The following is a 21,608-nucleotide window of genomic DNA, read 5'->3' as shown; positions in this document are numbered from 1 at the left end:
TACAATGTCAATAAAATTCATAACAACGCCTTGCACCTTCAAAACGCTGTGACCGGTCGCCGTTGCCGGGCAGTGTTGTTTCGTACCCTATGCTACCTTCCGATGACCCGCTGGTGTTGCCGTAGGTAAGACCAGAAACGGCAGCATCATGGCTTACACCGAACCTCAATTTCTCTCCGCCATCGCGGTTGATGAAAAGATCGAAAATAAGCGATACCACAACCGCACTCGGGCCGGTCTCGTTACCGCTGCGATACCACACGCCCACGTTCACACTCTTGTGTTTATACTGCATACCAGCGCTATATGATGTAGCGTTGGACTGCTTGTAAAACACAACCGATGGTATCACATACGATTTTTCATCATCGTCTATATTATCAAAAGGATTCAGGTCGTACCGGTAGCTTATATGTGCGTTGGTGCGAATGGGTAATTTTACCGGGGTCCCGGTAAACGACTCATTAGGTTTATTGATGTGCTGCACCGCCGCGCCGATATTAAAGTCACCTATTGCAAGGTTTGTGCCAACACCCGAATCGAAGTAAAATTTATTGTTAAAAGGGAACGAACCGGCCGCCGACGACGAGCCCGAAATAATGCCCAGGGTGGGGTCTATCTGGTCGCCAAAAACCAGTTTGCTGAAATCTATGGTACGGTTTGTAACCCCGGCCTGCAAGCCGAATGACAATACAAAGTCCTCGGAGCCAACGCTATACGAGTAAAGGGCCGATATGTTCGTTTTATCAAGATAGGCAGTGCCTTCGCTACTACGGGTCACCAACAAGCCTACACCGCCGCCAAAACGGAGAACGTTGTAATCAATTGAGGCCGATATGTAGGAGAAAGTTCCCGGTACCGAGGTCCATTGATTGCGATAGATGAGATTCATCCTCAGATCGCCCTTAAATTGCCCCGTTAGTGCAGGATTAAGATACAAAGGGGAATTAAAAAATTGAGAATACAGGTGATCCTGCGCGAAGCCCGAAACGCAACGCAGGGATATTATCAAAAATAAAATGAGCCGGGCTATATTCTTCATCACTATCTGATCAAATGGATTACGCCCGTACGTTTTGGCAATGAATGATTATATGACATACCTTTCCACTCGGTGCCGTTAATAAATGTGGCCGATATCTGCCACACATATACTCCCTGTTGCACAGGTATGCCTTTAAATGTGCCGTCCCAGCCTTCGGTAGGCGACCCGTTTCCGTCGAGTTTTGTTGTTTCCCAAACCAGCTGGCCGAAATTATTGAACACCTGCATCTTCCATTCCTTTATCTGCGTGCCTTTTGCTTTGAATACGTTTAGCTCGCTGTTGGTGCTGCTTGGCGTAAAAGCGTTAGGCAAGTACAGGTTGCCAAGGAATTTTACTTCGATAGTTTTTGTTATCACAGCCAGGCACCCACTGGCCAGGTTGGTAGCCCGGAGCGTTACCGTAAACGGCGACCGTTCGTAGTCATAGTGATGCACTTCCGGTGCGTTTGTGGTGTTTTTATTTGATCCGTCACCGAAATCCCAGTAATAGGTAAGCGACGATGCCGGTGTGTTACCATCGTCGGGGGTGGTGTTGGTGAAAGTTACATTGTAATCGTTATCCAGCGTATAAGTGAAGTCAGGTGCGGGGATAGGATAAACTGTGAACATTTTTAATGCTGAAACCGCAGCATCGCCGCAGCCATTGTTGCCCGCGGTAATGGAAACATAATAAGTGCCGGGCGCGGTAGGCGTGTAATTAAAATCACCGGGCCCGCCGGGTATAGTAGCGACAGGGTTTTGTGAAGCATCGTAAATGGTGTAAGTAAAGCGGTCGCCCCCGGTAGATATATTCTGAAATATAATTGATCCGCCCAGGCAAACGCTTTGCTGGTCGTTTTTGATCTGTACCAGAGAGATAACCGATGAGGGTGAAGCGGAAATAATGATCGGGGTAGATTTTCCTTGGGTTCCGCACTGATCGGTAGCGACGAGGTAAACATTGTAATCCGTCACTTTTGTCGGGTTCACGGGCTGGAAAGTTGCATCGCTTTTGTCCGTTTTTGAGATGTGCTGCAGGATATTGCCTGTTGCATCGGTCAGGTAAAAATCATACTGGACATTATTTCCCGGCGATAAATTCTGTGCCGTCAGTGCGAAGCCGCCGCAGGCCGTCGTCTGGCTCGGGTTGATAATAGCTACAGGTACAGCCGGGCTTATCTTTACTATTGCAGTAAAGGGTGTTTTCAGGTTGCAATTGCTTACCGGGGTTAAGGTGATCGTGTACGTTACCTCTTTACCATCCGGCGAAGGTGCAAAAGTATGCGGCGATGGAGTAGTGGCCGTCGATGTAGGCGTTCCGTCGCCAAAGTCCCACAAATAACTCCCGGTAGGCGCCGGGGTTGATGTATTAACGAACGTTATTGTTGTAGGGCCGCAGCCTTGTACTTTATCCATTGTAAAGCTGGCGGTAACATCGGCAGAGACATTCACATTTACGGAGGACTGGGTATCGCCGCATGGTGGCAGTCCTTTAATGGTCCATGTAAAGGTGTAGGTATTCCCATTTGCTAAACCGGTAACCTGTGTATTAGGGTTTGCCGGGTTTACAATGGTTACGGCAGGTCCGGCAGTTTGTGTCCAAATTCCATTGAAAGGTGCCGGGTTATTACCCTGCAACGTGGCTACCGTGGCATTACAAACATTAATATCGGCACCGGCAACCGCCTGTATAGGTGATTGGTTTACAGTAATGGTAGTTGCGGTTGACGGCAACTGGCTACAAACCCCGCTTTGAATAATAGCCCGGTATAAAGTGGTTTGTGTTAGGTTGGAATAGCTCTGCGTGGTACTTACGTTTACAATCGGCTGCCATGATGCTCCGTTGTCAACCGATGACTCCCAACGCACGATATTTCCCTGGTAACCAGCTAATGTTATTTGCCCGGTGTTACCTGTCGAGCAAACTGTCGCATCGCCGGTGGTGGTACCGCCTATGGTCGGCAAGTCGATGAGGATATTAACCGCATTGCTGCTTGGCGGGCATGTTGGCGTAGCAGTGATTGTCCACTGGAATTGATAAAGGTTACCGGCCTGCAACCCGCTTACAACGGCGTTTGGTTTGGTATCGTCCGAAAAAGTAACTCCGGCAGGCCCTTTTACCAGGGTCCATTTGCCCGTTCCTGGTGCGGGGTTATTACCCTGCAAAGTGTAGGTTGTTGTGCTGCACACTTCGTCGTCCGGACCAGGGTTCGACTGTACAGGCAGCGGCTGCACAGTAACCGTAGCCGTTTTCACCGGGCCGGGGCATGTTTTATTGTAGGGTGTGATGGTATAGGTCACAGTTCCGGCCGTAGTACCGTTATTGATAAGCACATCCTGTATCGAATTAGTCGATACCGCATTTGATTGATTAGTATTTCCCGTAATACCTGCTGAGGCGACACTCGTCCATGTATAGCTGGTGTTGGGAATATTCGATGTCAGCGTAACTCCGGCCGGCTGATTACTACAAATCGGGGAGCTAACCGGTACTGCTGTGATCTGTGGTAATGGATCAATGGTAACCGTCAACGTAAAAACATTGCCCGTGCAACTGTTATTCTGTGGTGTTATTTTGTAAACAACGGTAGCAGGGTTGCTCGCGTTAGTATTCGTGATAATATCATTAATGGTATTCCCATTACCCGAAGCTGCAACCCCTGTAGCTGTGCCCGATGTTACCGAGGCTGTCCATGTGAAATTAGTACCGCCACTTGTCGATGTGATGGCATAATTAACCGGTTGGCCCGTACAAATAGTTTCGGCAGGCGGACTGGTCACATTATCGATAGGTGTAATAGTGATGGTAATATTACTGCCTATTATGTTACATGGCGCCGGCAATGCGGTAGTAGCCTGTAAGGTGAGTGTTACAGAACCGGCCGCTATTTCTGCTGCGGACGGCGTATAGTTTGTATTTAATGAGCCACGCCCGGCAGAGAACGTACCTGTACCGCCTACCCATTGCTGGCTGACTACGGTACCCGTTATTTTACCGGTTAACGCTGCTACTGGACTGCTGGCACATATCGTTTGGTTGTTACCGGCTGTTACGGTCGGCGCCTGTACAAAGGTAATAGTTTGCGTTTTGGTGACAGTTCCGCAGGTATTTTGTTCAGTTGCCTTTATAGTGTAAGTAGCGAAATCAGTAAATAAAATCTGCGGGTACTGGCTGTTGGCCGTTGTACCTCCCTGGAAAGTGAAGGCGCCGCCCGTAACCGTCCAGGTGTAAGTGGTAGGTTGCGGCTGCGCCGTCCCTGTAAGTGTCGACTGGGTAGGGCCGGGGTTTTTATCGAATGTCAAAAGCTGGTTACTGCCGCAAAGTGTCGTATTGGGCGATAGGGTAACTTGCGGCATATCATTCACAATTATCGTTTGCTGCCCTGATACCACCTGCCCGCATGTAGCCGTAGTGATGGCTAATTGCAGCTGATAAATGCCCGGCGCCGTAAATACAAATTGAGGTGTTTTGCTGTTTTTATTGGTGCCGCCCGCAAAATTAACGGGAGCAGGGCCGGTTATCGTCCAGATATAAGTATTATTCGGGTCGCATGTGGCGTCGACGATAGAGGTGTTGTTTGGCGAAAAAGGTCCGGCAGTTAAACAATAGGTTGCCGATGGCAGACTGAATATTGGCTGCGGCGGGTTTTGCAAACAGATATTATGAGAAACGTCGGCAGTACCGCAACCGCTAATCGGATTTTGCAGGTGAAGCGTGATAACATGCGAACCCGCCGGAGTAGTGGCGGGTAATATGAAATCCTGGCTAAGCTGGTAGTTTGTAGCTACAGGTACACCGTCGACCAGCCAGGTATACAATGCCTTGGCGTTTTTGGCGCAGGTTGCAGGATCGATACCCGGGTCGGATTGGTTCTTGATCGTATATGGCTGCCCGGCACAACCAACCGGCGGCACAGTAAAAAGGTTAGTAGGCGGTACGATCACTTTGGCATCATTACTTGGTGCAGCCCCGATGGGACCGCAAAACACGTTGCTGGGCTGAAAAACGACAGAGTTACCGCAGGATGCTTTGGTGAAGGTGTGAGTAACCTGGCCGTTTTGTGCCACTATCTGGCAAAGCGTCAAAACATCCGGTGCCGATCCGTCGCCCCAGCTTATGGTGTATAAATTGCCTGGGTAGTTATACTGGATACCCGTGGGCGATGAAATATCGATATTGACTGTCAGGTCGCCTTTGCCGTTAATAAGACATACGGTAAGAGAACCTGTGGCGCCTATGTTGGTATTGATAACATTATTGAGCAGCAAGTATGCGTGTGTACCAACCGTTCCGCCGGCAGATTTGGCTTTTACCAGCACCGTGTAGTTGCCGGTATTTGCATTAAAAGTATACGTAGCCGGGGGAATGGCTACATTATTTACTTCTGTTGTTTTGGTAAGTTCGTTGATAAATGTAGCCGTAGTTGATGTGCTGCCTGCCGATTTATCCTGGAAAATAAATGATGCCCCTGCCTGGCCTTCGCATTGCCCGAATACCTCCGGGTAGGTTGGGCTGATGATCTGTGAGGACACAGCTGCTGTTACGGCAGTACTTGCATTAATGGTGAAAGCAGCCGATGTGGTGCTGGTAACCGAAGGGTTGGTTGATACTACCCTTACTTTGTACCCTGCGCCGGCAGGCGTGCCGTTGGGTATTACGCCATTAACGAATGAAGTATAGAAGCCATTGTATGTCCCGATAAGTTTGCCGCCGGCTACAAAATTTCCCGAGGCGTCGGATAAATAAAGATTGAAGGCATTCCCGGGAGTAATGCAGCCTGTGGCATCGTTTATAGTGATCGGAACTGCAATGGATGAACCCTGTCCATAAGGACCGGGGTCGACCGCACCTGTCGTAATAGTTTGGGCCGTAGCGCCCGCAGCCATCAGCAGCGTGAAAAGTATAGTGAAAAATAAACGCCCGGCGTAAGCTTTAATCATTAATACCCAGTCTTTTATAAATATTTAAAACCCAATCCATTGACGCCGGCCGTGTAAGTTAATTTTTTTTACAGGATGCGAACCAGCAGAAAATCCCCGTTTTGTACGGAAAACAGAGGCTTTTTGTTACGCAAATCATCGCCCGATTTGCCTGAAAAATGTAAAATATCACGCTGTATCACAGCGTCATAGCAACTTGACTTAAAGTTAACAGATTGGGCGTGACGGGTATTGGTTGCCATGATATTAATATAGTTGATTTTCAGTGCTTTATTCGTCCGTTTAAAAATGGATTTGAAATTTTATTAACCAAAGAATAAATACCCGACAAATATCGCCGCGATAATACCGGCCAGGTCGGCTATGAGGCCGAACGGTATGGCGTACCGCGATCTCTTGATACCAACCGAACCAAAATATAAGGCGACAATGTAAAAGGTGGTGTCGGCGGAGCCGTTAAAAATACAACCTAAACGACCCGCAAAACTATCTGTACCATAGGTCTGCATGGTACTGATCATCATTGCGCGCGAACCGGAACCGCTAAGTGGTTTCAGATAGGCAACAGGCATGGCGTCTACAAACCGTGTGTCAAGTCCGGCAGAATGGACGGCCCACCTCAGCCCGTCATTTAGATAACCCAACGCTCCGCAGCTTTTAAATACGGCTATGCCTACAAGCATTGCAACCAAATAAGGAATGATCTTGACGCTTGTTTCAAAACCGGCTTTTGCGCCGTCTATAAATGATTCAAATACATTTATTCGTTTAATGAACCCACCTGCGATAAAAATTACCGCTATAAAGAATATCAGGAGATTACTGGATACTTTCGAGAAGGTACTTATCTGGTCTTTGGTCATGTATTGCGTCATCATCCAAACCAATACGGTGATCATTAAGGTAATTCCGCCCAACCAGGCGATGATCACCTTATCAAAAAGCCTGATCCTTTGTTTGATGGCTACTGCGATCATACCTACTACCGCCGACGCGTAAGTTGCGATTATACACGGGATGAAAATATCGGTTGGATCTTTTGCGTGAAGAATGGCGCGCTGTGCAATAATAGTAACGGGAAGTAATTGCATGCCCGAGGTTAACAGAACCAGGAACATGATCTGTGCATTGGAAGCTTCCTCCTTCTCTTTATTTAATTCCTGGAGGCTTCCCATTGCCTTAAGTCCAAGCGGAGTTGCGGCATTCAGCAGACCCAATAAGTTAGCCGAAAAGCTCATCAGGATGTTTCCCAGCGCCGGATGATCCTTGGGTACTTCGGGGAATATCCGTTGAAAAAATGGCCCTACAATGCGGGAAAGGAATTTAATAGCGCCTGCTCTCTCGCCGATATTCATAATGCCAAGCCAAAAAGTCATTGCGCCGGCAAGTGGCAGCGCGATGTCCATCACTGCGGTTTGCGAAGAGCTAAAAAGGCTGTCGACAATGGCTTTGAAAGCTTCGGTATCGCCTAAAAAAATCAGTTTGATCATGGCGATCAAAAACGCAATAACGAAAAATGCAACCCAAATGTAATTTAGTGCCATGCTTACAGTTCAGGCATTGAAGGTAGTACAAAACATCGCTATCTTTAAGTCAAACTTTTCCATATCATGCCTTCTTTTGTGGATAACCTTACGCCATGCGTCGAACAATTTCTGCAATTGGTTCATAGCAAGCCAGTTGATTGGGAGCTGAAACCTGCGCCGGGCAAGTGGTCGAATAAGGAAATTATCGGCCATTTATGCGATAGCGCCATGATAAACCTGCAACGGTTTGTGAGATGTACTTATGAAGAAAATTTCAAGCTGACCTATGAGCAGGATAAATTGGTTGCAGCGCAGCATTACCAGGAAATGGGAGTGGAAAGTCTGCTTGAGTTATGGCGATTGCTTAACCTGCAAATAGCCAGGGTGCTGACCTTGTACCCTGCAGACCGCTGGCAGGCAAAATGTGACAATAGTAAAACCGATGTGCAGTTGCATACCGTCGAATTTTTGGCGCAGGACTATGTGGAACATTTAAAGCATCATCTCAACCAGATCAGATTATGAGCGCCCTGACCGAAACCTGGCAGATACATAACCGCATCAATATTTACCTGCTTGATGCCATTGAAGAGGCGCACCTAACGGATACACTTTCCTCGAAAGGGAGAAACGTGGGTGAACAATTCGCACACATTAATAATGTAAGACTGATGTGGTTGAAAGCAGCTGATGCATCTTTGCTGGAGGGCCTGCCAAAAATCGAGAAGGGAAACATCAGTAAGGAGAATTTAACAGACGCCATGAACCGCAGCGCCGCTGCAATTGAACAATTATTTGACCGGTCGGTTGATGGCAAAATAAAAGGCTTTAAACCGCATGCAACAGCCTTTTTAGGTTATTTGATCTCGCATGAATCGCACCACCGCGGACAGATCATGCTGGCGCTGAAGCAATCGGGGCACCCGGTTAGTCAAAAAGTACAGTATGGCATATGGGAGTGGGGCGTACGATAATGCAGGCAGCGGGATATTCGGGTACGCCATTGGCTAAAAAATTAGGGATAAAGGACGGGTTTCATATCAGCCTGATCAACGCGCCGGACTATTATCTTGATCTTTTTTCGGACTTGCCGCCCAATTTGTATTTCGAAAGGGATACAGCCAATATCGACCTTACCCATTTCTTTACCAAAAGCCGGGCAGAATATGAAAGTATGATGCCATCTCTAAAGAAACAGATCAAAACGAACGGGATGATATGGGTATCGTGGCCTAAGAAGGCATCCAAAGTACCTACTGATATCACAGAAGACATTATCCGGAACTATGCTTTACAAATAGGGCTGGTGGATATTAAAGTATGTGCGGTTGATGAGGTATGGTCGGGTTTGAAGCTGGTAATTCGGGTTAAAGACAGATAGTTTACTGCAGTCGCTCCTGCTAACCTCTAATTATAGGCTGTTATCCGTTTATCCGGTACAACGTGGATGTCATATTCCCGTTTTAATGGGTCGTAGGGATTAGTATCGGTAACCGTAATATAAATGCTGCCGAGGTCCTTCACCACATAGGTTTGCACATCGGTAGTGCTGCCCTGCTTATCTACATATTGCGCTATCGAATTGTATATCAGGTCGTATTGCGACAGCAAATTGGTTTCAATTTCTACCAGTAACCTTTTGCCGTCCTGCCGCACATTAATATCAACATGCGAACTGCCTGATACAGAACTATATGTCCGGTTATTGCTCTTGTTGTTTTTTACGGAAATGGTATAACCTTTTGCCATCATAAACGTATCAGTCTTTTGGAGGCTGTTGATGAGCATGAATTTCAGATCATCATACGACAGCAAATGCTTCTGACCAAAGCATAAAGAAGCCGAAAAGCCTAAATAAACCAATAATACCAGTTTCTTCATTCGCTAAAAGTAAAGGATTTATTTATAAAAAGTCAGATTATGTCCCAATCGATGTACCAGGCACAGTATTCACGTGTAAAAGTTGTAAATTTGAAGCTTTTAGATAATAATATGCCTACTATTCAGCTATCCCGTGTAAACGGTGATTTTGGTTTTGTTGCAACCGACCAGAACGGGCACTCCATTAAGATGGACAGCAGCCCTGAAAGCGGCGGTGAGAATTTTGGCGTACGCCCAATGCAAACCCTGTTGATGGGTTTGGGTGGATGCTCTGCGATCGACGTGATCAGTATTTTGAAAAAACAGCGCCAGGAGATAGTGGACTATAAGATGACCATCAGCGGCGAGCGTGAAGCGGGCAAGGAGCCATCTTTATGGAAATCGATCAATGTCGAGTTTCATTTGTATGGCGATATCGATCCGGATAAGGCCAGCCGCGCGGTCGACCTTTCTGTCAATAAATATTGCTCGGTTGCCGCTACGCTGATGGGTTCGGGTACCGAAATAAAAACGCAGGTATTTGTTCACCCTGCCGAATAAATAAATTACATCTCTTACATTCACATTAACCATGTCTAAAAAGTTAGATCCTGTTACGCAGGCTATCCGCATTCAAACACCCCGGTCGCAACAACAAGAACACTCAACGCCGCTTTACCTCACCAGCAGCTTTACCTTTGATGAGGCGGAAGCTATGCGCGCGGCTTTTGCCGATGAGACCGATGATAATATCTACAGCCGTTTCAGTAACCCCAATGTCGATGAATTTATAGCCAAAATGTGTGCGCTCGAAGGAGCCGACGCAGGTTTTGCTACATCTACGGGGATGAGCGCGATATTCTCGTCGATGTTCGCTTTGCTGAAACAGGGCGACCACCTGATATGCTGCAGCTCGGTATTCGGAAGTACTTTTACCATGGTTACCAAGTATTTGCCCAAATATGGCATATCGGCTACTTTGGTGCCTGCGGGCGAAAACGAAGCATGGGAAGCAGCCGTACAGCCCAACACCAAAATGGTGTATTTGGAAACACCTACCAATCCACAGTTGGAGATCATTGACCTGGAATGGGTAGGGCAATTCTCAAAAAAGCATAACCTGATATTGAATGTAGACAACTGCTTTGCCACGCCATTACTGCAGCGCCCCATTGATTTCGGCGCCGACCTGGTTGTACACTCCGCAACCAAATGGATAGACGGGCAGGGAAGGGTGTTAGGCGGTGTAATCGTTGGCCGTGCTGATTTGATAAAAGATATTTATTTGTTCTGCCGTAATACAGGCCCGTCCATGTCGCCTTTTAATGCGTGGGTGCTTAGCAAGAGTTTGGAAACGCTGGATGTACGCATGCAGCGCCATTCCGAAAATGCACTTAAGATAGCCGGGACATTGCAAAGCAACCCGAATGTCTCCTGGGTTAAATATCCGTTGCTGCCAACTCATCCGCAATACGAGATCGCCAAAAAGCAAATGAAACTGGGCGGCGGCGTATTTTGTATGGAGATAAAAGGCGGTTTGCAGGCCGGCCGCAAGTTTTTGGATGCACTCGAAATGCTGTCAGTAACCGCCAATTTGGGCGATACCCGCAGCATAGCATCGCACCCGGCAAGTACAACGCACTCCAAGCTGACCGATGCCGAACGCTTATCCGTAGGTATTACGCCGGGCTTGATACGTATCTCTACCGGGCTGGAAAAAGCGGAAGATATACTGGCCGATATTGAACAGGCGCTCGAAAAAAGCACTAAGTAACCCAATGCACTAAGTGTTAAGGCGGCGGTGCTTTCCGGGTTAGCAATATGCTGATAACCAATTTTTTGCAGGCTTGCCAGGCTCCGAAACCTTGGTGAGTTGAAATATGCCATTTTAATTTCGATGCCCCAAAGTTGATTATCAGCGGTTACAGGCGCTTGCGAAATCACGGTTCCAGCCGTATTTTTGACATAGATAAGCAACAATAGCCAACAATGAGCCGGGAAATTCCCATTCCAACACTGCATTTGTACCCGCAGATAAATTCCCTGCTGGTTGAATTGCTGCGTTCATTGTCGCCCGGAGATTGGGACAAACCTACGCTTGCCAAACAGTGGACAGTAAAAGATATTGCTGCACACCTGCTCGATACCAGTATGCGCGCAGTCTCGCTGTTAGACGGCCATAACCTGGTACCGGACCGGGAGATCAACAACTACCAGGACCTGGTAGGCTACCTGAACGACCTTAACGGCAGCTGGGTTAAGGCAATGAAACGGGTTAGCCCGCAGCAAATGATACAAATGATGGAAAACGCCGATACACGCGCGTTGGAGTATTACCGCTCGCTTAACCCTTTCGAACCTGCTATATACAGTGTTGCCTGGGCCGGTGAGGACCTGTCGATGAACTGGTTCCACATTGCCCGCGACTATACCGAGAAATGGCACCACCAGCAGCAGATACGCGAGGCAGTTGGAAAGACGGAGCCTTTAATGACGCGGGAGTTATTTTATCCGTGTATAGATACCTTTATGCAGGGTCTCCCTTATACTTACCGTGATGTTGCAGCTGCAACCGGAACAGTTGTGAAAATTACCGTGAAGGGTGATGCAGGGGGCGATTGGTACCTGGCGAGAACGGAGCAAAACTGGGCGTTAAGTGAGCCGCCATCAGACAGTGATATCAGCGCATCGGTGGCTCTTGACCCGGGCGTTGCGTGGAAGCTTTTTACCAAAGGTATTACCCTAGGATCAGCTCTTGAAAAGGCAACTATTCACGGTGATGAGCATCTTGCGACAAGGGCACTTGAGATGATCTCTGTAATGGCTTGATAAACAAATAATTATTTTTCTTTTCTTTAAAGGAAATAATACTTAACTTTCCGGATATATTACCTTAACACAATTTATGATTGCTAAATTTTCGCGGATCGTTTTATTGAGCTTAGCCATTTTCGCCTACGGCGAAGCATCCGCAGTAACAGCCGATACCAGCAAATTTGCCGCAAAAACCGATCAATACCGCACGTGGTCGATAGGTGTATCCGGCGGCATATCAACCCCATATACTATAATAGGCTATAATTCAAGACAAGACTTTACATCCCCGGATGCGCAATTAGGTTACGGATTGTATATCAGGAAACAGCTTTCGCATTCGTTCAGCTTACAGGCCGATTTCATGGGCGGCAAACTGAAGGCGGACCACGCCTATGAAGAGAATGCAAGAGGCGCACAAGTCTACTCAACGGTTAATACAAAATTGAACTGGTCGGCAAGTTTGAGCGGCAACTTCATCGTCGCACATGTAAAAGGCAAGGGAAATAAAGGGTTTATGCAGCCCTATCTTAGTCTTGGCGCAGGCGTTGTCGGTTACACGGCATCGTTACTGCCCGACCGCGCAAAAGAATTTATAACCCTAAGCAGCAAAAGCCAGTTTTTTGTTCCGGTAGGTGCGGGCCTTAAGTTTAATCTTACTCCCAGGCTTAATCTTGACCTCGGTTACCAGGTAAATTATGTTTTTGCAGATGATGTAGACGGCTACAAATACGGCCCTTCAAACGACAGGTTTTCTTATACGCATGTCGGTCTTGAATTTGCCCTGGGTAAACGTTCAAAACGCCAGTTAACTTCACAAAGCCGCGTCGACGCGCTGATCATCGAACATGCGGCGCAAACTAAAGCTATGTCAAATTCCCTTGCCGATGCGCAATTGAGCCTCGACGCTGCAAATGCTAAAAATTTAAAACTGCAAAACGACCTTGATGCCGCTAATGCGAATATTGCCGGTTTAACGACAGATAAAGATGGGGACGGCGTTCCGGATGTAAACGATAAATGCCCTGGCACACCGGCGGGCACTAAAGTGGATGGCACCGGCTGTCCGCTGCCTGTGGTCAGTCCCGAAGTGAAGTTTAACATTACCGAGCAGGATAAAAGGATAGTTACCACGGCAAGCGTTAATCTTGAATTTTACCCGGCCAAAGCCACCATACAATCATATTCATTGTATAACCTCGACCGTGTGGCACAACTGTTAACAGATAAGGGACTTTCGCTGAAAGTGGAAGCTTATACGGATAATGGAGGGGATGCCGATGCTAACCTCAAACTATCTATCGAACGGGCGGAAGCGGTTAAGGCCTATTTGGTTAGCAGGGGAGTTAACGAGTCGCAGATCAAAACCTATGGTTTTGGGGGGGAACATCCTATCGCAAGCAACAAAACAGCGGCAGGCAGGCGGTTGAACAGGCGGGTCGACCTGACCTTGTATTAATCTTCTGCAAAAAAATCCGCAAGGGCGCCAAAGTAGTATTCGTCCCAGCCGGTGGCAAATTCGTCATATACGTTATCGGGTATGTTGGTGTGCCGCACTTCAGCTGATGTAGAATTATTTTTGCCTGGGTGAAGTTTGATGGTTACTATCGAAGCTTCAGGCTCACCATCAAAGTACCATTGCTGCACTATTTTTTTACCCTCTTCAAACTCCAGGTTTTTGCCGACGATGCTTCCACCCCATAAGGAAAATTCAGAACCGGCTTCGGTGCTCATTTCAACATCGTCGCCGGTCCATAGTTCTATCGTTATGGGGTTAGTTAATGCCAGGTACACCTCGTCGGGAGGCGCCGGTATGGTATAATATTTTTTGAAATCTTTCATTTGTTGGAGTCAGGATTTCCAGAAATCAAGAATTGGCAAAATTATCATTATGCTGTTAATAACTCGAATCGTCTTTAAAATAGGAGGCTCCGCAGGAGCCATTATATATTTTATTTTACTATAAACAGGTAGTTCCGTTGGAACTATCGGGCCGATTTATCATATAACTCCGGAGGAGTCACCTGTTTATAGCATAAACAAATTTGATTAACGGCTCCGTAGGTGCCTCCCGGTAGATGTAATGTTAAAAACGCTTCCCGTTACATTTTCAATTCTGAAAACCCTGATCCAGGCTATTTAACCGGCCCTATCGGTAACACGGTCTTTCCGTATACCTCGTTCAATACGTTAGCGATACCAGTATAAATTGCCGATAAGCCGCAAATAATACCTTCATAGCCGGCCAAATGCTTAATAGAAGCATTGCCCGTGGAATCGCCAACGGCCAAAAGTACAAACAGAATAGTTAACGAACCAAATACAAACTGGAGCGCTTTGTTCAGCTTTAATGTACCAAAGAACAGGCAGAAAGTGAACAGGCCCCAAATAGAAAGGTAAGCAACCATGGCATTATCCTTCGGGCCGTCTATCCATCCCCATTTACCCATTAATATCAGCCCGACTAACGAAAGCCAGAAAAAGCCATAGGAAGTAAAGGCAGTAAGACCAAATGTATTGTTCTTTTTCGCCTCGATAATTCCTGCAATAACCTGGGCAAGTCCCCATAGAAAATGCCCATAGCAAGTATCATGGAGTTCAGTTCAAAAAAGCCCGCATTATGAAGGTTGAGCAATACGGTTGTCATGCCGAAGGCGCACAGGCCCAATGGCGCAGGGTTGGCGGTCCCATCCTTTGCGGGGACCGGAGTTGTTGGTATCATAGTAATTTGGGTTTAGTTGGTTTATATTGCAAGATAGTAAAAAAGGTGAAAGCTAAAAGCAGAAAGGTAAAAGCTTTCCAGTTTGTGTGCCATCTGCATATTTCACTGAAAATACCTTTCGCCTTTCACTTTTCACCTTTTACCTTTACAAAATGCAAAAGCTCGTATTGATACGCCACGGCGAAAGTATATGGAACCAGGAAAACCGTTTTACGGGGTGGACGGACGTCGACTTGTCCGAAAATGGATATCAACAGGCAAAACACGCAGGCCAGCTTTTAAAAAAGTACGGGTACACTTTTGACGCCGGCTTTTGCTCTGTGCTGAAACGGTCTATCAAGACATTGCATATTGTGCTGGAAGAAATGGATCTGCTTTGGATACCTGTACAAAAATCGTGGCGATTGAACGAGCGGTTTTACGGGGCGCTGCAGGGACTGAATAAAGCCGAAATTACTGCAAAATATGGCGAAGAGCAGGTACACAAATGGCGCCGCGACCCACACGAACTGCCGCCAGCGATAACCAAAGATGACGATCGCTACCCGGGCAAAGACATCCGCTACAAACATCTGACCGAACGCGAATTGCCGCTTACCGAGAACCTGGCCGAAACCATGGACAGGGTATTGCCCTTTTGGCACGAAAGTATTGTGCCGGCGATCAAACTTGGGCAAAAAGTAATTGTATCGGCGCACGGCAACAGCCTTCGCGCGCTGATCCAGTATATAGACCACCTTTCGGACGAGGAGGTTACCCAGCTTGATCTGCCGACAGGCGTACCTTTAGTGTATGAGCTGGATGATGATTTGAACAGGATTAAGCATTATTATTTGGAATAAAGAATAGTTGCTTATATTTAAGCTGCAACGCTAATCCTTAACATGAACCTATATTCAAAATCTAACGGGAAATTTTATATCCAACTGGTTTTTTCATTATTAGCCATCATATGGATGATAGGCGTTTTTAAAGGTGCCCAGTTTTCACATAATTATTTTATTCCTGCAATCTGGCTTGGTTTATCGTGTATAATATGGGTGCAATTCGCAAGACTTCTTGCTGTGGTGGTCAACCGGAAACCGATGCTTATAATTAATGAGTCATTTGTGTTCGTTCGTAAATATAACCTGAAGTTTCTGTGGAGCGATATCGACGAAATGGTGAACGATGGAACTATGCTACATATAGTGCTTTATGACCCGTTAGTTTACCTGGATAGGATGCCAAACCTTTTTAGCCAAATTTATGGAAAACTATATTTTACCGTGACCCAAAACACACCCTTTAAAATTCGGCTCGATTTGATCGATATTCATAAAAATGCACTATTGGAAACGCTGAATAATTATAGTATAGCCTCAGAACAAAAAACATAATTATGGACGAAGGATTAAAAAACAAGGCCTACATGGAGGGGATGCGCCTGAAAAAAGCCGGGATGGATAATGAAGTTATCCGCGCCAGGCTGGAAAAACTGGGTATCCCGGAGGAATTGATAACCCAGGTTATCAGTAACATGAGCATTCAGCAAAAACAGGAAAAGGTAAAAGCCAATGAGCCGTTATATTATTCTGGCTTGTTAAAAGTCGGGCTTGGAGTTCTGCTGGCGATAATATCTGCATTCATATTCCCGGGGAAGATCATATTTCCGATAGGCTTTGTCGCAAGCGGCATAGTCTACGCCCTGATCGCAAAAAACAATATGAAATCCTAAGACATTCGAAATAAAACCTTTACCCTTTCACCTTTACCCTTTCACCTCAAGATCACCCTTCCTTATCATACAAAACCGCGGCTTTCTCCGCAGAGGTCTTGATCCCCTTTATCATAGCCGAACTAAAACCATTATGCTCCATTTCGTTCAACCCGGCTATTGTACAGCCTTTGGGCGATGTCACCTTATCAATTTCCTGTTCGGGGTGCGACGCAAGCTGAAGCAACAGATCCGCAGCGCCTTTGGCGGTTTGAGCAGCCATTTTTAAGGCATCGTGCGCATGGAAACCGATCTCAGTGCCACCCTGTGAAGCTGCGCGTATGGAACGCAGGAAGAAGGCAATGCCGCAGGCGCATAAAGCAGTGGCCGAGGTCATCAGTTCCTCGTTGATCTGTATGGTAACGCCAACTGTATCGAACAGCGATTTTACCGTACCCATGTTTTCGGCAGAGGCATTATCCGTCGCGATGCAGGTCATGGACTGGCCGATTGCGATAGCCGTATTCGGCATAGCACGCACTACCTGCACCTCCAATGCCAGCTGCTGGCGGATATCAGCACAGGTTACGCCTGATATGACGGATATCAGCAAATGTTTTTGCTCCCATATGGCTGGCTTTATCTCGTGCAGCAGTTTATTTAATTGTTGCGGCAATACGGCCAGTACGACTATATCTGCGTCCTTTACAGCGGCCGAGTTGTCTGATGTAACTTTGTACCCGTTATCGGCAAGCGTCGAAAGGGCCTTTGTGTTTCTGCGGGTCAGCGTTATCTGCTCGGGCTGATAAATACCTGCTTTAACCAGTCCTTTGGCTAATGAAAGGCCGATATTGCCGCTGCCTAATATGGCTATGGTTTTTGTTGTGCTCATTTTTTTTAGCTTAAAGCTGAAGGCAGAAAGCTAAAAGCTTTTCCCTTCTATAATTTAATTAAAATTCTTCCCTTATTATATAACTCAAAAGCTTTCGGCTTTGGTCTTTCTGCTTTCAGCTCAAAGAAAGTTTCGTACCAAATGGTTGTTTATTTTTCAGCTGACCCAAATCGTCCGACCGGCCGATGATAACCGCTTTTACGCCGCAATTGATAGCGGTAAATGCATTATCCAGTTTGGGCAGCATGCCGCTGTGGATGATCTGCTGTTTTTTTAGTTCTTCGTAGCGTTCAGGGTCGATGTCGCGGATAACTGATTCTTCATCATTGATATCATGTAAAACGCCTTTCTTTTCAAAACAATAGATCAGCGTGGTATCATAAAGTTTAGCCAGCGCAACGGCCATCGCCGATGCGATCGTGTCAGCATTGGTATTCAGCAACTGCCCTTCGCCGTCATGCGTTATGGCACAAAAAACAGGGGTGAACCCCGCATCTAATAATCTTCCTATATTTTTCGGGTCGATCGATTTTTTGTCAATGTCGCCCACAAAACCATAATCAATCGTTTTTACGGGACGTTTTTTGGTCCTGATAAAATTGCCGTCGGCGCCGGTTAAACCTATGGCATTCGTTCCAAAACGTTGCAGTTGTGCTACGATATTCTTATTGATCAGTCCACCGTAAACCATGGTAACTACCCGCAATGTTTCAATATCGGTAATCCTGCGGCCGTCAACCAGTTTGGGCTCTATACCCAGCGTTTCAGATAGCTGCGTGGCTACCTTGCCGCCACCATGCACCAATATCTTGTAACCATCAAGCGCGGTAAAATCCTTCAGGAAATGATGCAGGCTTTCCGAATTGTCTATTACGTTTCCGCCGATCTTGATAATATGTAATTGCTGTTTATTCATTATTTGGGCTATCGACCACAATTAAAAGTCCCTCTCCATTGGAGAGGGATTTAGAGAGAGGCTATCAAGCCGCTAAAAATACTAATTAGCCTGTATTTATTTAAAACATATTAATTGTAGCAGGTATTTGTTTATTAAACAGGTTTTATGCCTTATTTTGCATCGCAAACAAAATATCTATGGATAGTACCCAATCGGCGGCAAGGCCACGCGTTGTAATTATTGGCGGGGGCTTTGGCGGGATAAACCTTGCTAAAAAGCTGAAAAATAAACCCGTGGATGTCCTGCTGCTCGATAAGCACAATTACCACACGTTCCAGCCTTTGCTTTACCAGGTGGCCATGGGTTCTATCGAGGCGGATTCTATCGCTTTCCCGTTCAGGCGTATATTTACCGGCCAGAAGAACTTTACCTTCAATATGTGCGAGGTAAAAACCATCAACCCCGAAAAGCATACTGTTACAACCAGTTTGGGGGATGTTTCTTACGATTACCTGGTGATAGCAACCGGCGCCAACACCAACTTTTTTGGTAACCAGGAAATAGAAAATCACGCGATGCCAATGAAGAATGTTGGCGAGGCGTTGAATATCCGCAGCTATATGCTGCAAAACCTGGAGAAAGCCGTTGTAGAGAAAAGTTTCGAAGAGCGCGAAGCGCTGCTCACCTTTGTGGTAGTAGGTGGCGGCCCTACCGGGGTTGAGCTGTCCGGCTCGCTGGCTGAGTTGCGCAATCACGTATTATGTAAGGATTATCCCTCGCTTTGCGAAGAAGATATGAAGGTTTACCTGGTTGAGGGGAAGCCCGTAGTGTTAGGGGCGATGTCGGCCTATGCATCGGCAAAGGCGAAAAAGTACCTGCTTAAGATGGGGGTGATGATACACAATGGTGTGCACGTAAAAAGCTACGACGGGCTTGAACTCAAGATAGATGACGGAACGGTAATAAAAACGCGCAATGTTTTTTGGGCGGCAGGCGTAATGGGCGAGATGCCCGGCGGCTTGCCCGCAGGTGCACTAACCAGGGGCAACAGGATACAAACTGACGAAATAAACAGGGTAGTGGGGTATCGTGATATTTTCGCCATCGGGATGTATCAGCCATGATCACTCCCGAAACCCCCAACGGCATACCGGGCATGGCGCAGGGAGCCATTCAAACCGGGCAGCACCTGGCCAAAAACATTATACACCTGATGAACGGCGAGCCCACCGAGCCATTCAAGTATTTCGATAAAGGCTCATTGGCCACCATCGGGCAAAGCAAAGCTGTAGCCGATATCTGGAAGCTGCATTTTGGCGGCCTGGTAGCGTGGATATTATGGATGTTTGTGCACCTGATGTCGCTGGTGGGATTTTCGAACAAGCTAAGCGTATTTGTAAGCTGGGCAGCTAAATATTTCACCCGCAATACGGATAACCGCCTGATCGTTCGTTTCTATAATGCAAAAACAAGGATGCCGGAGCCGGATCTGAAGGAATTATAGTCTTAAGTCCGTAGTCAAGAGTCTTAAGAAGAATTAGTGTTTCAATTGCTTCATATAAGCCGCTATCTCACGCTCATTGGTGTCGGCGCTTTTTTCCAAGGATTGGATGATATTATCTTTTTCAACTTCAGCCCGGTTTTGGCTCAGTTTCTTCTTGGCCTGCAGGTCGGTCACTTCTATCCCGAATGCGACGATACCATTCATCATCCTGGATCTATAGTCGTCGGGCAACCCTTCCCACTGTTTCAAATAACCCGCCTCAAAAGCATTGATGGTATGTTTCAGCAGTTCGGTCTTTTGCTGAGCGCTTTCAAGTAATGTCGCTTTGCCATAAGCGTGCACGGCTATATAGTTCCAGGTAGGCACGTTCGTTTCCTTTTCGTAATTGGATGGGGAGATATAGGCATGCGGCTCGGCAAAAATCACGAGCGATGTTTTATCAAATATCTCTTTCGATTGCGGATTCGCTTTTGCAAAGTGCGAATATAGGAAAAGTTTATCGCCATCTTCCTTCACCAAAAAGGGCAGGTGAGTAGCAATCGGTACATCATCCACAACGGTAACGATAGCCGCAAAACTGTACCGCTGCATGAAGGTGATGATGTCTTTTCTATCGGTGAAGCTATTGAAGGAAGGTGTATACATCGCCTGGTTGATCGGGTTGACTAAGTTAGATTATGTTGATTGAGTTTGAAATCCGTTTTTAAATCTTGACTTTCATTTAACTTAATCAAGCCATTCAACAACTTAACTCACTCAACTATGACCCCTCCAGCATCCGTTTCAACACCGCTTGCGCGGCCCAAACGCGGTTACCGGCTTCGTGTACCACGACAGCATTTGGCCCGTCCAGTATCTCGTCAGATAGTTCCAGGTTACGGCGCACGGGCAGGCAGTGCATTACTTTGGCATTATTGGTGGCTCTCAGCTTTTCGTTGGTCAGCATCCAGTCTTCGTTGCCGGGCATCACCTTGCCGTAAGGCTCATAGGCCGACCAGTTCTTCACGTAGATAAAATCGGCATCGGCAAGGGCTGCTTCCTGGTTATGGGTGATGGCGGCGCCCCGGGTAAATTCGGTGCTCAAAGCATAGCCTTCAGGGTGCGCGATGATGAAATCCGCATCGGCGCGGCACATCCACTCGGCAAAAGAGTTGGGCACTGCCTGCGGCAGAGCTTTAACATGAGGCGCCCAGGTTAATACCACTTTTGGATATGCTTTGGTCTTAAGTTCCTCTATGGTTACCAAATCGGCCAGGCTTTGCAGCGGGTGGCGCGTAGCCGATTCCAGGCTAACCACCGGCACCCCGCAGTATTTGACGAATTTGTTAAATATGTCTTCGCTGTAATCCAGTTCGCGGTCCTTCAAACCAGGGAAAGAGCGTACTCCGATGATATCCGCATATTCACCCATTACAGCTGCTGCTTCGCGGATGTGCTCAACAGTTGTTCCGTTCATTACGGCGCCGTCCTTTAACTCCAGCGCCCAGCCTTCCTTGTCTATGTTCAGCACCATAACGTTCATGCCAAGGTTCATAGCGGCCTTTTGCGTGCTCATGCGCGTACGCAGGCTGGGGTTCATAAATACAAGCGCCAGGGTTTTGTTTTTACCTAAGTGCGTGTGCGAGTACGGGTTGCGTTTCAATTCCAATGCCTCTTTTGCCAGTGCATTGATATCGGTAACATCGTGAACGGAGGAAAAAAGTTTCATGGGTCTTATAAAACCAATGTCATT

The 21,608-nt window shown here is 46.9% G+C and carries 22 protein-coding genes and 1 pseudogene; 12 read left to right on the top strand and 11 right to left on the bottom strand.

Going from position 1 to position 21,608, the window contains the following annotated elements; translation table 11 throughout:
- Window positions 1-7 precede the first annotated feature (7 nt).
- The 4 genes from FRZ54_RS18575 to FRZ54_RS18565 form a co-directional block, all read right to left on the bottom strand.
- A complete protein-coding gene (locus tag FRZ54_RS18575) occupies window positions 8-1,042 on the bottom strand; it encodes a PorP/SprF family type IX secretion system membrane protein (protein ID WP_147033325.1) in 1,035 nt (344 codons plus the stop codon).
- A gap of 2 nt (window positions 1,043-1,044) precedes the next feature.
- The gene (locus tag FRZ54_RS18570; RefSeq protein ID WP_147033324.1) at window positions 1,045-5,964 is read right to left on the bottom strand and encodes a PKD-like domain-containing protein; all 4,920 of its coding nucleotides are present in this window, start codon (window positions 5,962-5,964) and stop codon (window positions 1,045-1,047) included.
- Between the two features lie 68 nt (window positions 5,965-6,032).
- The gene (locus tag FRZ54_RS24540) at window positions 6,033-6,206 is read right to left on the bottom strand and encodes a hypothetical protein (protein ID WP_187359667.1); all 174 of its coding nucleotides are present in this window, start codon (window positions 6,204-6,206) and stop codon (window positions 6,033-6,035) included.
- A 63-nt stretch (window positions 6,207-6,269) separates the two neighbouring features.
- Window positions 6,270-7,454, bottom strand: a complete 1,185-nt coding sequence (locus FRZ54_RS18565; protein ID WP_317131591.1) for a nucleoside recognition domain-containing protein — start codon at window positions 7,452-7,454, stop codon at window positions 6,270-6,272.
- A gap of 120 nt (window positions 7,455-7,574) precedes the next feature.
- On the opposite strand from FRZ54_RS18565, the gene FRZ54_RS18560 reads away from it, so the two are divergent.
- The 3 genes from FRZ54_RS18560 to FRZ54_RS18550 are packed head-to-tail and all read left to right on the top strand — an operon-like array spanning window position 7,575 to window position 8,871.
- Window positions 7,575-8,015 (top strand): DinB family protein, encoded by a 441-nt coding sequence (locus tag FRZ54_RS18560; RefSeq protein ID WP_147033322.1) that lies wholly within the window; start codon window positions 7,575-7,577, stop codon window positions 8,013-8,015.
- Window positions 8,012-8,464: a DinB family protein gene (locus tag FRZ54_RS18555; RefSeq protein WP_147033321.1), complete on the top strand. Its 453-nt coding sequence runs from the start codon at window positions 8,012-8,014 to the stop codon at window positions 8,462-8,464. The genes FRZ54_RS18560 and FRZ54_RS18555 overlap by 4 nt, the downstream gene beginning before the upstream one ends.
- A complete protein-coding gene (locus tag FRZ54_RS18550) occupies window positions 8,464-8,871 on the top strand; it encodes a DUF3052 family protein (protein ID WP_147034535.1) in 408 nt (135 codons plus the stop codon). The genes FRZ54_RS18555 and FRZ54_RS18550 overlap by 1 nt, the downstream gene beginning before the upstream one ends.
- 26 nt (window positions 8,872-8,897) lie before the next feature.
- Here the strand turns inward: FRZ54_RS18550 and FRZ54_RS18545 are convergent, their stop codons facing one another.
- Entirely contained in the window at window positions 8,898-9,371 is a 474-nt protein-coding gene (locus tag FRZ54_RS18545) for a hypothetical protein (RefSeq protein ID WP_147033320.1), read from the bottom strand.
- Between the two features lie 39 nt (window positions 9,372-9,410).
- On the opposite strand from FRZ54_RS18545, the gene FRZ54_RS18540 reads away from it, so the two are divergent.
- The 4 genes from FRZ54_RS18540 (at window position 9,411) to FRZ54_RS18525 (ending at window position 13,623) form a co-directional block, all read left to right on the top strand.
- On the top strand, window positions 9,411-9,911 hold the full coding sequence (locus FRZ54_RS18540) for an OsmC family protein (RefSeq protein WP_228462536.1): 501 nt from the start codon (window positions 9,411-9,413) through the stop codon (window positions 9,909-9,911).
- Between the two features lie 31 nt (window positions 9,912-9,942).
- Window positions 9,943-11,124 carry a trans-sulfuration enzyme family protein gene (locus tag FRZ54_RS18535; protein WP_147033319.1) on the top strand — a complete coding sequence of 394 codons (1,182 nt, stop codon included), beginning with the start codon at window positions 9,943-9,945 and terminating at the stop codon, window positions 11,122-11,124.
- A 215-nt stretch (window positions 11,125-11,339) separates the two neighbouring features.
- A complete protein-coding gene (locus FRZ54_RS18530) occupies window positions 11,340-12,179 on the top strand; it encodes a maleylpyruvate isomerase N-terminal domain-containing protein (protein WP_147033318.1) in 840 nt (279 codons plus the stop codon).
- A gap of 76 nt (window positions 12,180-12,255) precedes the next feature.
- Window positions 12,256-13,623 carry a DUF6089 family protein gene (locus FRZ54_RS18525; protein WP_147033317.1) on the top strand — a complete coding sequence of 456 codons (1,368 nt, stop codon included), beginning with the start codon at window positions 12,256-12,258 and terminating at the stop codon, window positions 13,621-13,623.
- On the opposite strand, the gene FRZ54_RS18520 is transcribed toward FRZ54_RS18525, so the two are convergent.
- Both FRZ54_RS18520 and FRZ54_RS18515 read right to left on the bottom strand, forming a co-directional pair.
- The gene (locus FRZ54_RS18520; RefSeq protein WP_147033316.1) at window positions 13,620-14,006 is read right to left on the bottom strand and encodes an SRPBCC domain-containing protein; all 387 of its coding nucleotides are present in this window, start codon (window positions 14,004-14,006) and stop codon (window positions 13,620-13,622) included. The two genes, FRZ54_RS18525 and FRZ54_RS18520, sit on opposite strands and share 4 nt — an antisense overlap.
- A gap of 293 nt (window positions 14,007-14,299) precedes the next feature.
- Window positions 14,300-14,886, bottom strand: a pseudogene (locus FRZ54_RS18515) (acetate uptake transporter).
- 152 nt (window positions 14,887-15,038) lie between these two features.
- Between FRZ54_RS18515 and gpmA the strand changes: the two are divergent.
- The 3 genes from gpmA to FRZ54_RS18500 are packed head-to-tail and all read left to right on the top strand — an operon-like array spanning window position 15,039 to window position 16,603.
- Window positions 15,039-15,728, top strand: a complete 690-nt coding sequence (gpmA, locus tag FRZ54_RS18510) for a 2,3-diphosphoglycerate-dependent phosphoglycerate mutase (RefSeq protein WP_147033315.1) — start codon at window positions 15,039-15,041, stop codon at window positions 15,726-15,728.
- Window positions 15,729-15,770: 42 nt separating this feature from the next.
- Window positions 15,771-16,265, top strand: a complete 495-nt coding sequence (locus FRZ54_RS24535) for a hypothetical protein (protein ID WP_187359666.1) — start codon at window positions 15,771-15,773, stop codon at window positions 16,263-16,265.
- A gap of 2 nt (window positions 16,266-16,267) precedes the next feature.
- Window positions 16,268-16,603, top strand: a complete 336-nt coding sequence (locus FRZ54_RS18500) for a hypothetical protein (protein WP_147033313.1) — start codon at window positions 16,268-16,270, stop codon at window positions 16,601-16,603.
- Window positions 16,604-16,655: 52 nt separating this feature from the next.
- Here FRZ54_RS18500 and proC read toward each other — a convergent pair whose 3' ends face one another.
- Window positions 16,656-17,474 carry a pyrroline-5-carboxylate reductase gene (gene proC / locus FRZ54_RS18495; protein WP_147033312.1) on the bottom strand — a complete coding sequence of 273 codons (819 nt, stop codon included), beginning with the start codon at window positions 17,472-17,474 and terminating at the stop codon, window positions 16,656-16,658.
- A gap of 115 nt (window positions 17,475-17,589) precedes the next feature.
- Entirely contained in the window at window positions 17,590-18,390 is an 801-nt protein-coding gene (gene argB / locus FRZ54_RS18490) for an acetylglutamate kinase (protein ID WP_147033311.1), read from the bottom strand.
- A 179-nt stretch (window positions 18,391-18,569) separates the two neighbouring features.
- Here argB and FRZ54_RS18485 point away from each other — a divergent pair, with 179 nt between their 5' ends.
- Window positions 18,570-19,496, top strand: coding sequence for an NAD(P)/FAD-dependent oxidoreductase (locus FRZ54_RS18485; protein ID WP_317131590.1), 927 nt, complete (start codon window positions 18,570-18,572; stop codon window positions 19,494-19,496).
- The gene (locus FRZ54_RS24910; protein ID WP_317131589.1) at window positions 19,493-19,876 is read left to right on the top strand and encodes an NAD(P)/FAD-dependent oxidoreductase; all 384 of its coding nucleotides are present in this window, start codon (window positions 19,493-19,495) and stop codon (window positions 19,874-19,876) included. Before FRZ54_RS18485 ends, FRZ54_RS24910 begins: the two co-directional genes overlap by 4 nt.
- A gap of 33 nt (window positions 19,877-19,909) precedes the next feature.
- On the opposite strand, the gene FRZ54_RS18480 is transcribed toward FRZ54_RS24910, so the two are convergent.
- Both FRZ54_RS18480 and FRZ54_RS18475 read right to left on the bottom strand, forming a co-directional pair.
- Entirely contained in the window at window positions 19,910-20,521 is a 612-nt protein-coding gene (locus FRZ54_RS18480; protein WP_147033310.1) for an FMN-binding negative transcriptional regulator, read from the bottom strand.
- Window positions 20,522-20,636: 115 nt separating this feature from the next.
- Entirely contained in the window at window positions 20,637-21,584 is a 948-nt protein-coding gene (locus FRZ54_RS18475; RefSeq protein ID WP_147033309.1) for a Rossmann-fold NAD(P)-binding domain-containing protein, read from the bottom strand.
- Window positions 21,585-21,608 lie beyond the last annotated feature (24 nt).

Source organism: Mucilaginibacter ginsenosidivorans, from assembly GCF_007971025.1.
In the GTDB taxonomy this organism is placed as follows: Bacteria; Bacteroidota; Bacteroidia; order Sphingobacteriales; family Sphingobacteriaceae; genus Mucilaginibacter; species Mucilaginibacter ginsenosidivorans.
The sequence above is the reverse complement of the archived record's forward strand: the minus strand, read 5'-3'. Positions and strand labels throughout refer to the sequence as shown.

Bases quoted from the DNA above. Each gene is read 5' to 3' on its own strand.
- FRZ54_RS18575 (WP_147033325.1), bottom strand. From the start codon at position 1,042: ATGAAGAATATAGCCCGGCTCATTTTATTTTTGATAATATCCCTGCGT.
- FRZ54_RS18570 (WP_147033324.1), bottom strand. From the start codon at position 5,964: ATGATTAAAGCTTACGCCGGGCGTTTATTTTTCACTATACTTTTCACG.
- FRZ54_RS24540 (WP_187359667.1), bottom strand. From the start codon at position 6,206: ATGGCAACCAATACCCGTCACGCCCAATCTGTTAACTTTAAGTCAAGT.
- FRZ54_RS18565 (WP_317131591.1), bottom strand. From the start codon at position 7,454: ATGATCAAACTGATTTTTTTAGGCGATACCGAAGCTTTCAAAGCCATT.
- FRZ54_RS18560 (WP_147033322.1), top strand. From the start codon at position 7,575: ATGCCTTCTTTTGTGGATAACCTTACGCCATGCGTCGAACAATTTCTG.
- FRZ54_RS18555 (WP_147033321.1), top strand. From the start codon at position 8,012: ATGAGCGCCCTGACCGAAACCTGGCAGATACATAACCGCATCAATATT.
- FRZ54_RS18550 (WP_147034535.1), top strand. From the start codon at position 8,464: ATGCAGGCAGCGGGATATTCGGGTACGCCATTGGCTAAAAAATTAGGG.
- FRZ54_RS18545 (WP_147033320.1), bottom strand. From the start codon at position 9,371: ATGAAGAAACTGGTATTATTGGTTTATTTAGGCTTTTCGGCTTCTTTA.
- FRZ54_RS18540 (WP_228462536.1), top strand. From the start codon at position 9,411: ATGTCCCAATCGATGTACCAGGCACAGTATTCACGTGTAAAAGTTGTA.
- FRZ54_RS18535 (WP_147033319.1), top strand. From the start codon at position 9,943: ATGTCTAAAAAGTTAGATCCTGTTACGCAGGCTATCCGCATTCAAACA.
- FRZ54_RS18530 (WP_147033318.1), top strand. From the start codon at position 11,340: ATGAGCCGGGAAATTCCCATTCCAACACTGCATTTGTACCCGCAGATA.
- FRZ54_RS18525 (WP_147033317.1), top strand. From the start codon at position 12,256: ATGATTGCTAAATTTTCGCGGATCGTTTTATTGAGCTTAGCCATTTTC.
- FRZ54_RS18520 (WP_147033316.1), bottom strand. From the start codon at position 14,006: ATGAAAGATTTCAAAAAATATTATACCATACCGGCGCCTCCCGACGAG.
- gpmA (WP_147033315.1), top strand. From the start codon at position 15,039: ATGCAAAAGCTCGTATTGATACGCCACGGCGAAAGTATATGGAACCAG.
- FRZ54_RS24535 (WP_187359666.1), top strand. From the start codon at position 15,771: ATGAACCTATATTCAAAATCTAACGGGAAATTTTATATCCAACTGGTT.
- FRZ54_RS18500 (WP_147033313.1), top strand. From the start codon at position 16,268: ATGGACGAAGGATTAAAAAACAAGGCCTACATGGAGGGGATGCGCCTG.
- proC (WP_147033312.1), bottom strand. From the start codon at position 17,474: ATGAGCACAACAAAAACCATAGCCATATTAGGCAGCGGCAATATCGGC.
- argB (WP_147033311.1), bottom strand. From the start codon at position 18,390: ATGAATAAACAGCAATTACATATTATCAAGATCGGCGGAAACGTAATA.
- FRZ54_RS18485 (WP_317131590.1), top strand. From the start codon at position 18,570: ATGGATAGTACCCAATCGGCGGCAAGGCCACGCGTTGTAATTATTGGC.
- FRZ54_RS24910 (WP_317131589.1), top strand. From the start codon at position 19,493: ATGATCACTCCCGAAACCCCCAACGGCATACCGGGCATGGCGCAGGGA.
- FRZ54_RS18480 (WP_147033310.1), bottom strand. From the start codon at position 20,521: ATGTATACACCTTCCTTCAATAGCTTCACCGATAGAAAAGACATCATC.
- FRZ54_RS18475 (WP_147033309.1), bottom strand. From the start codon at position 21,584: ATGAAACTTTTTTCCTCCGTTCACGATGTTACCGATATCAATGCACTG.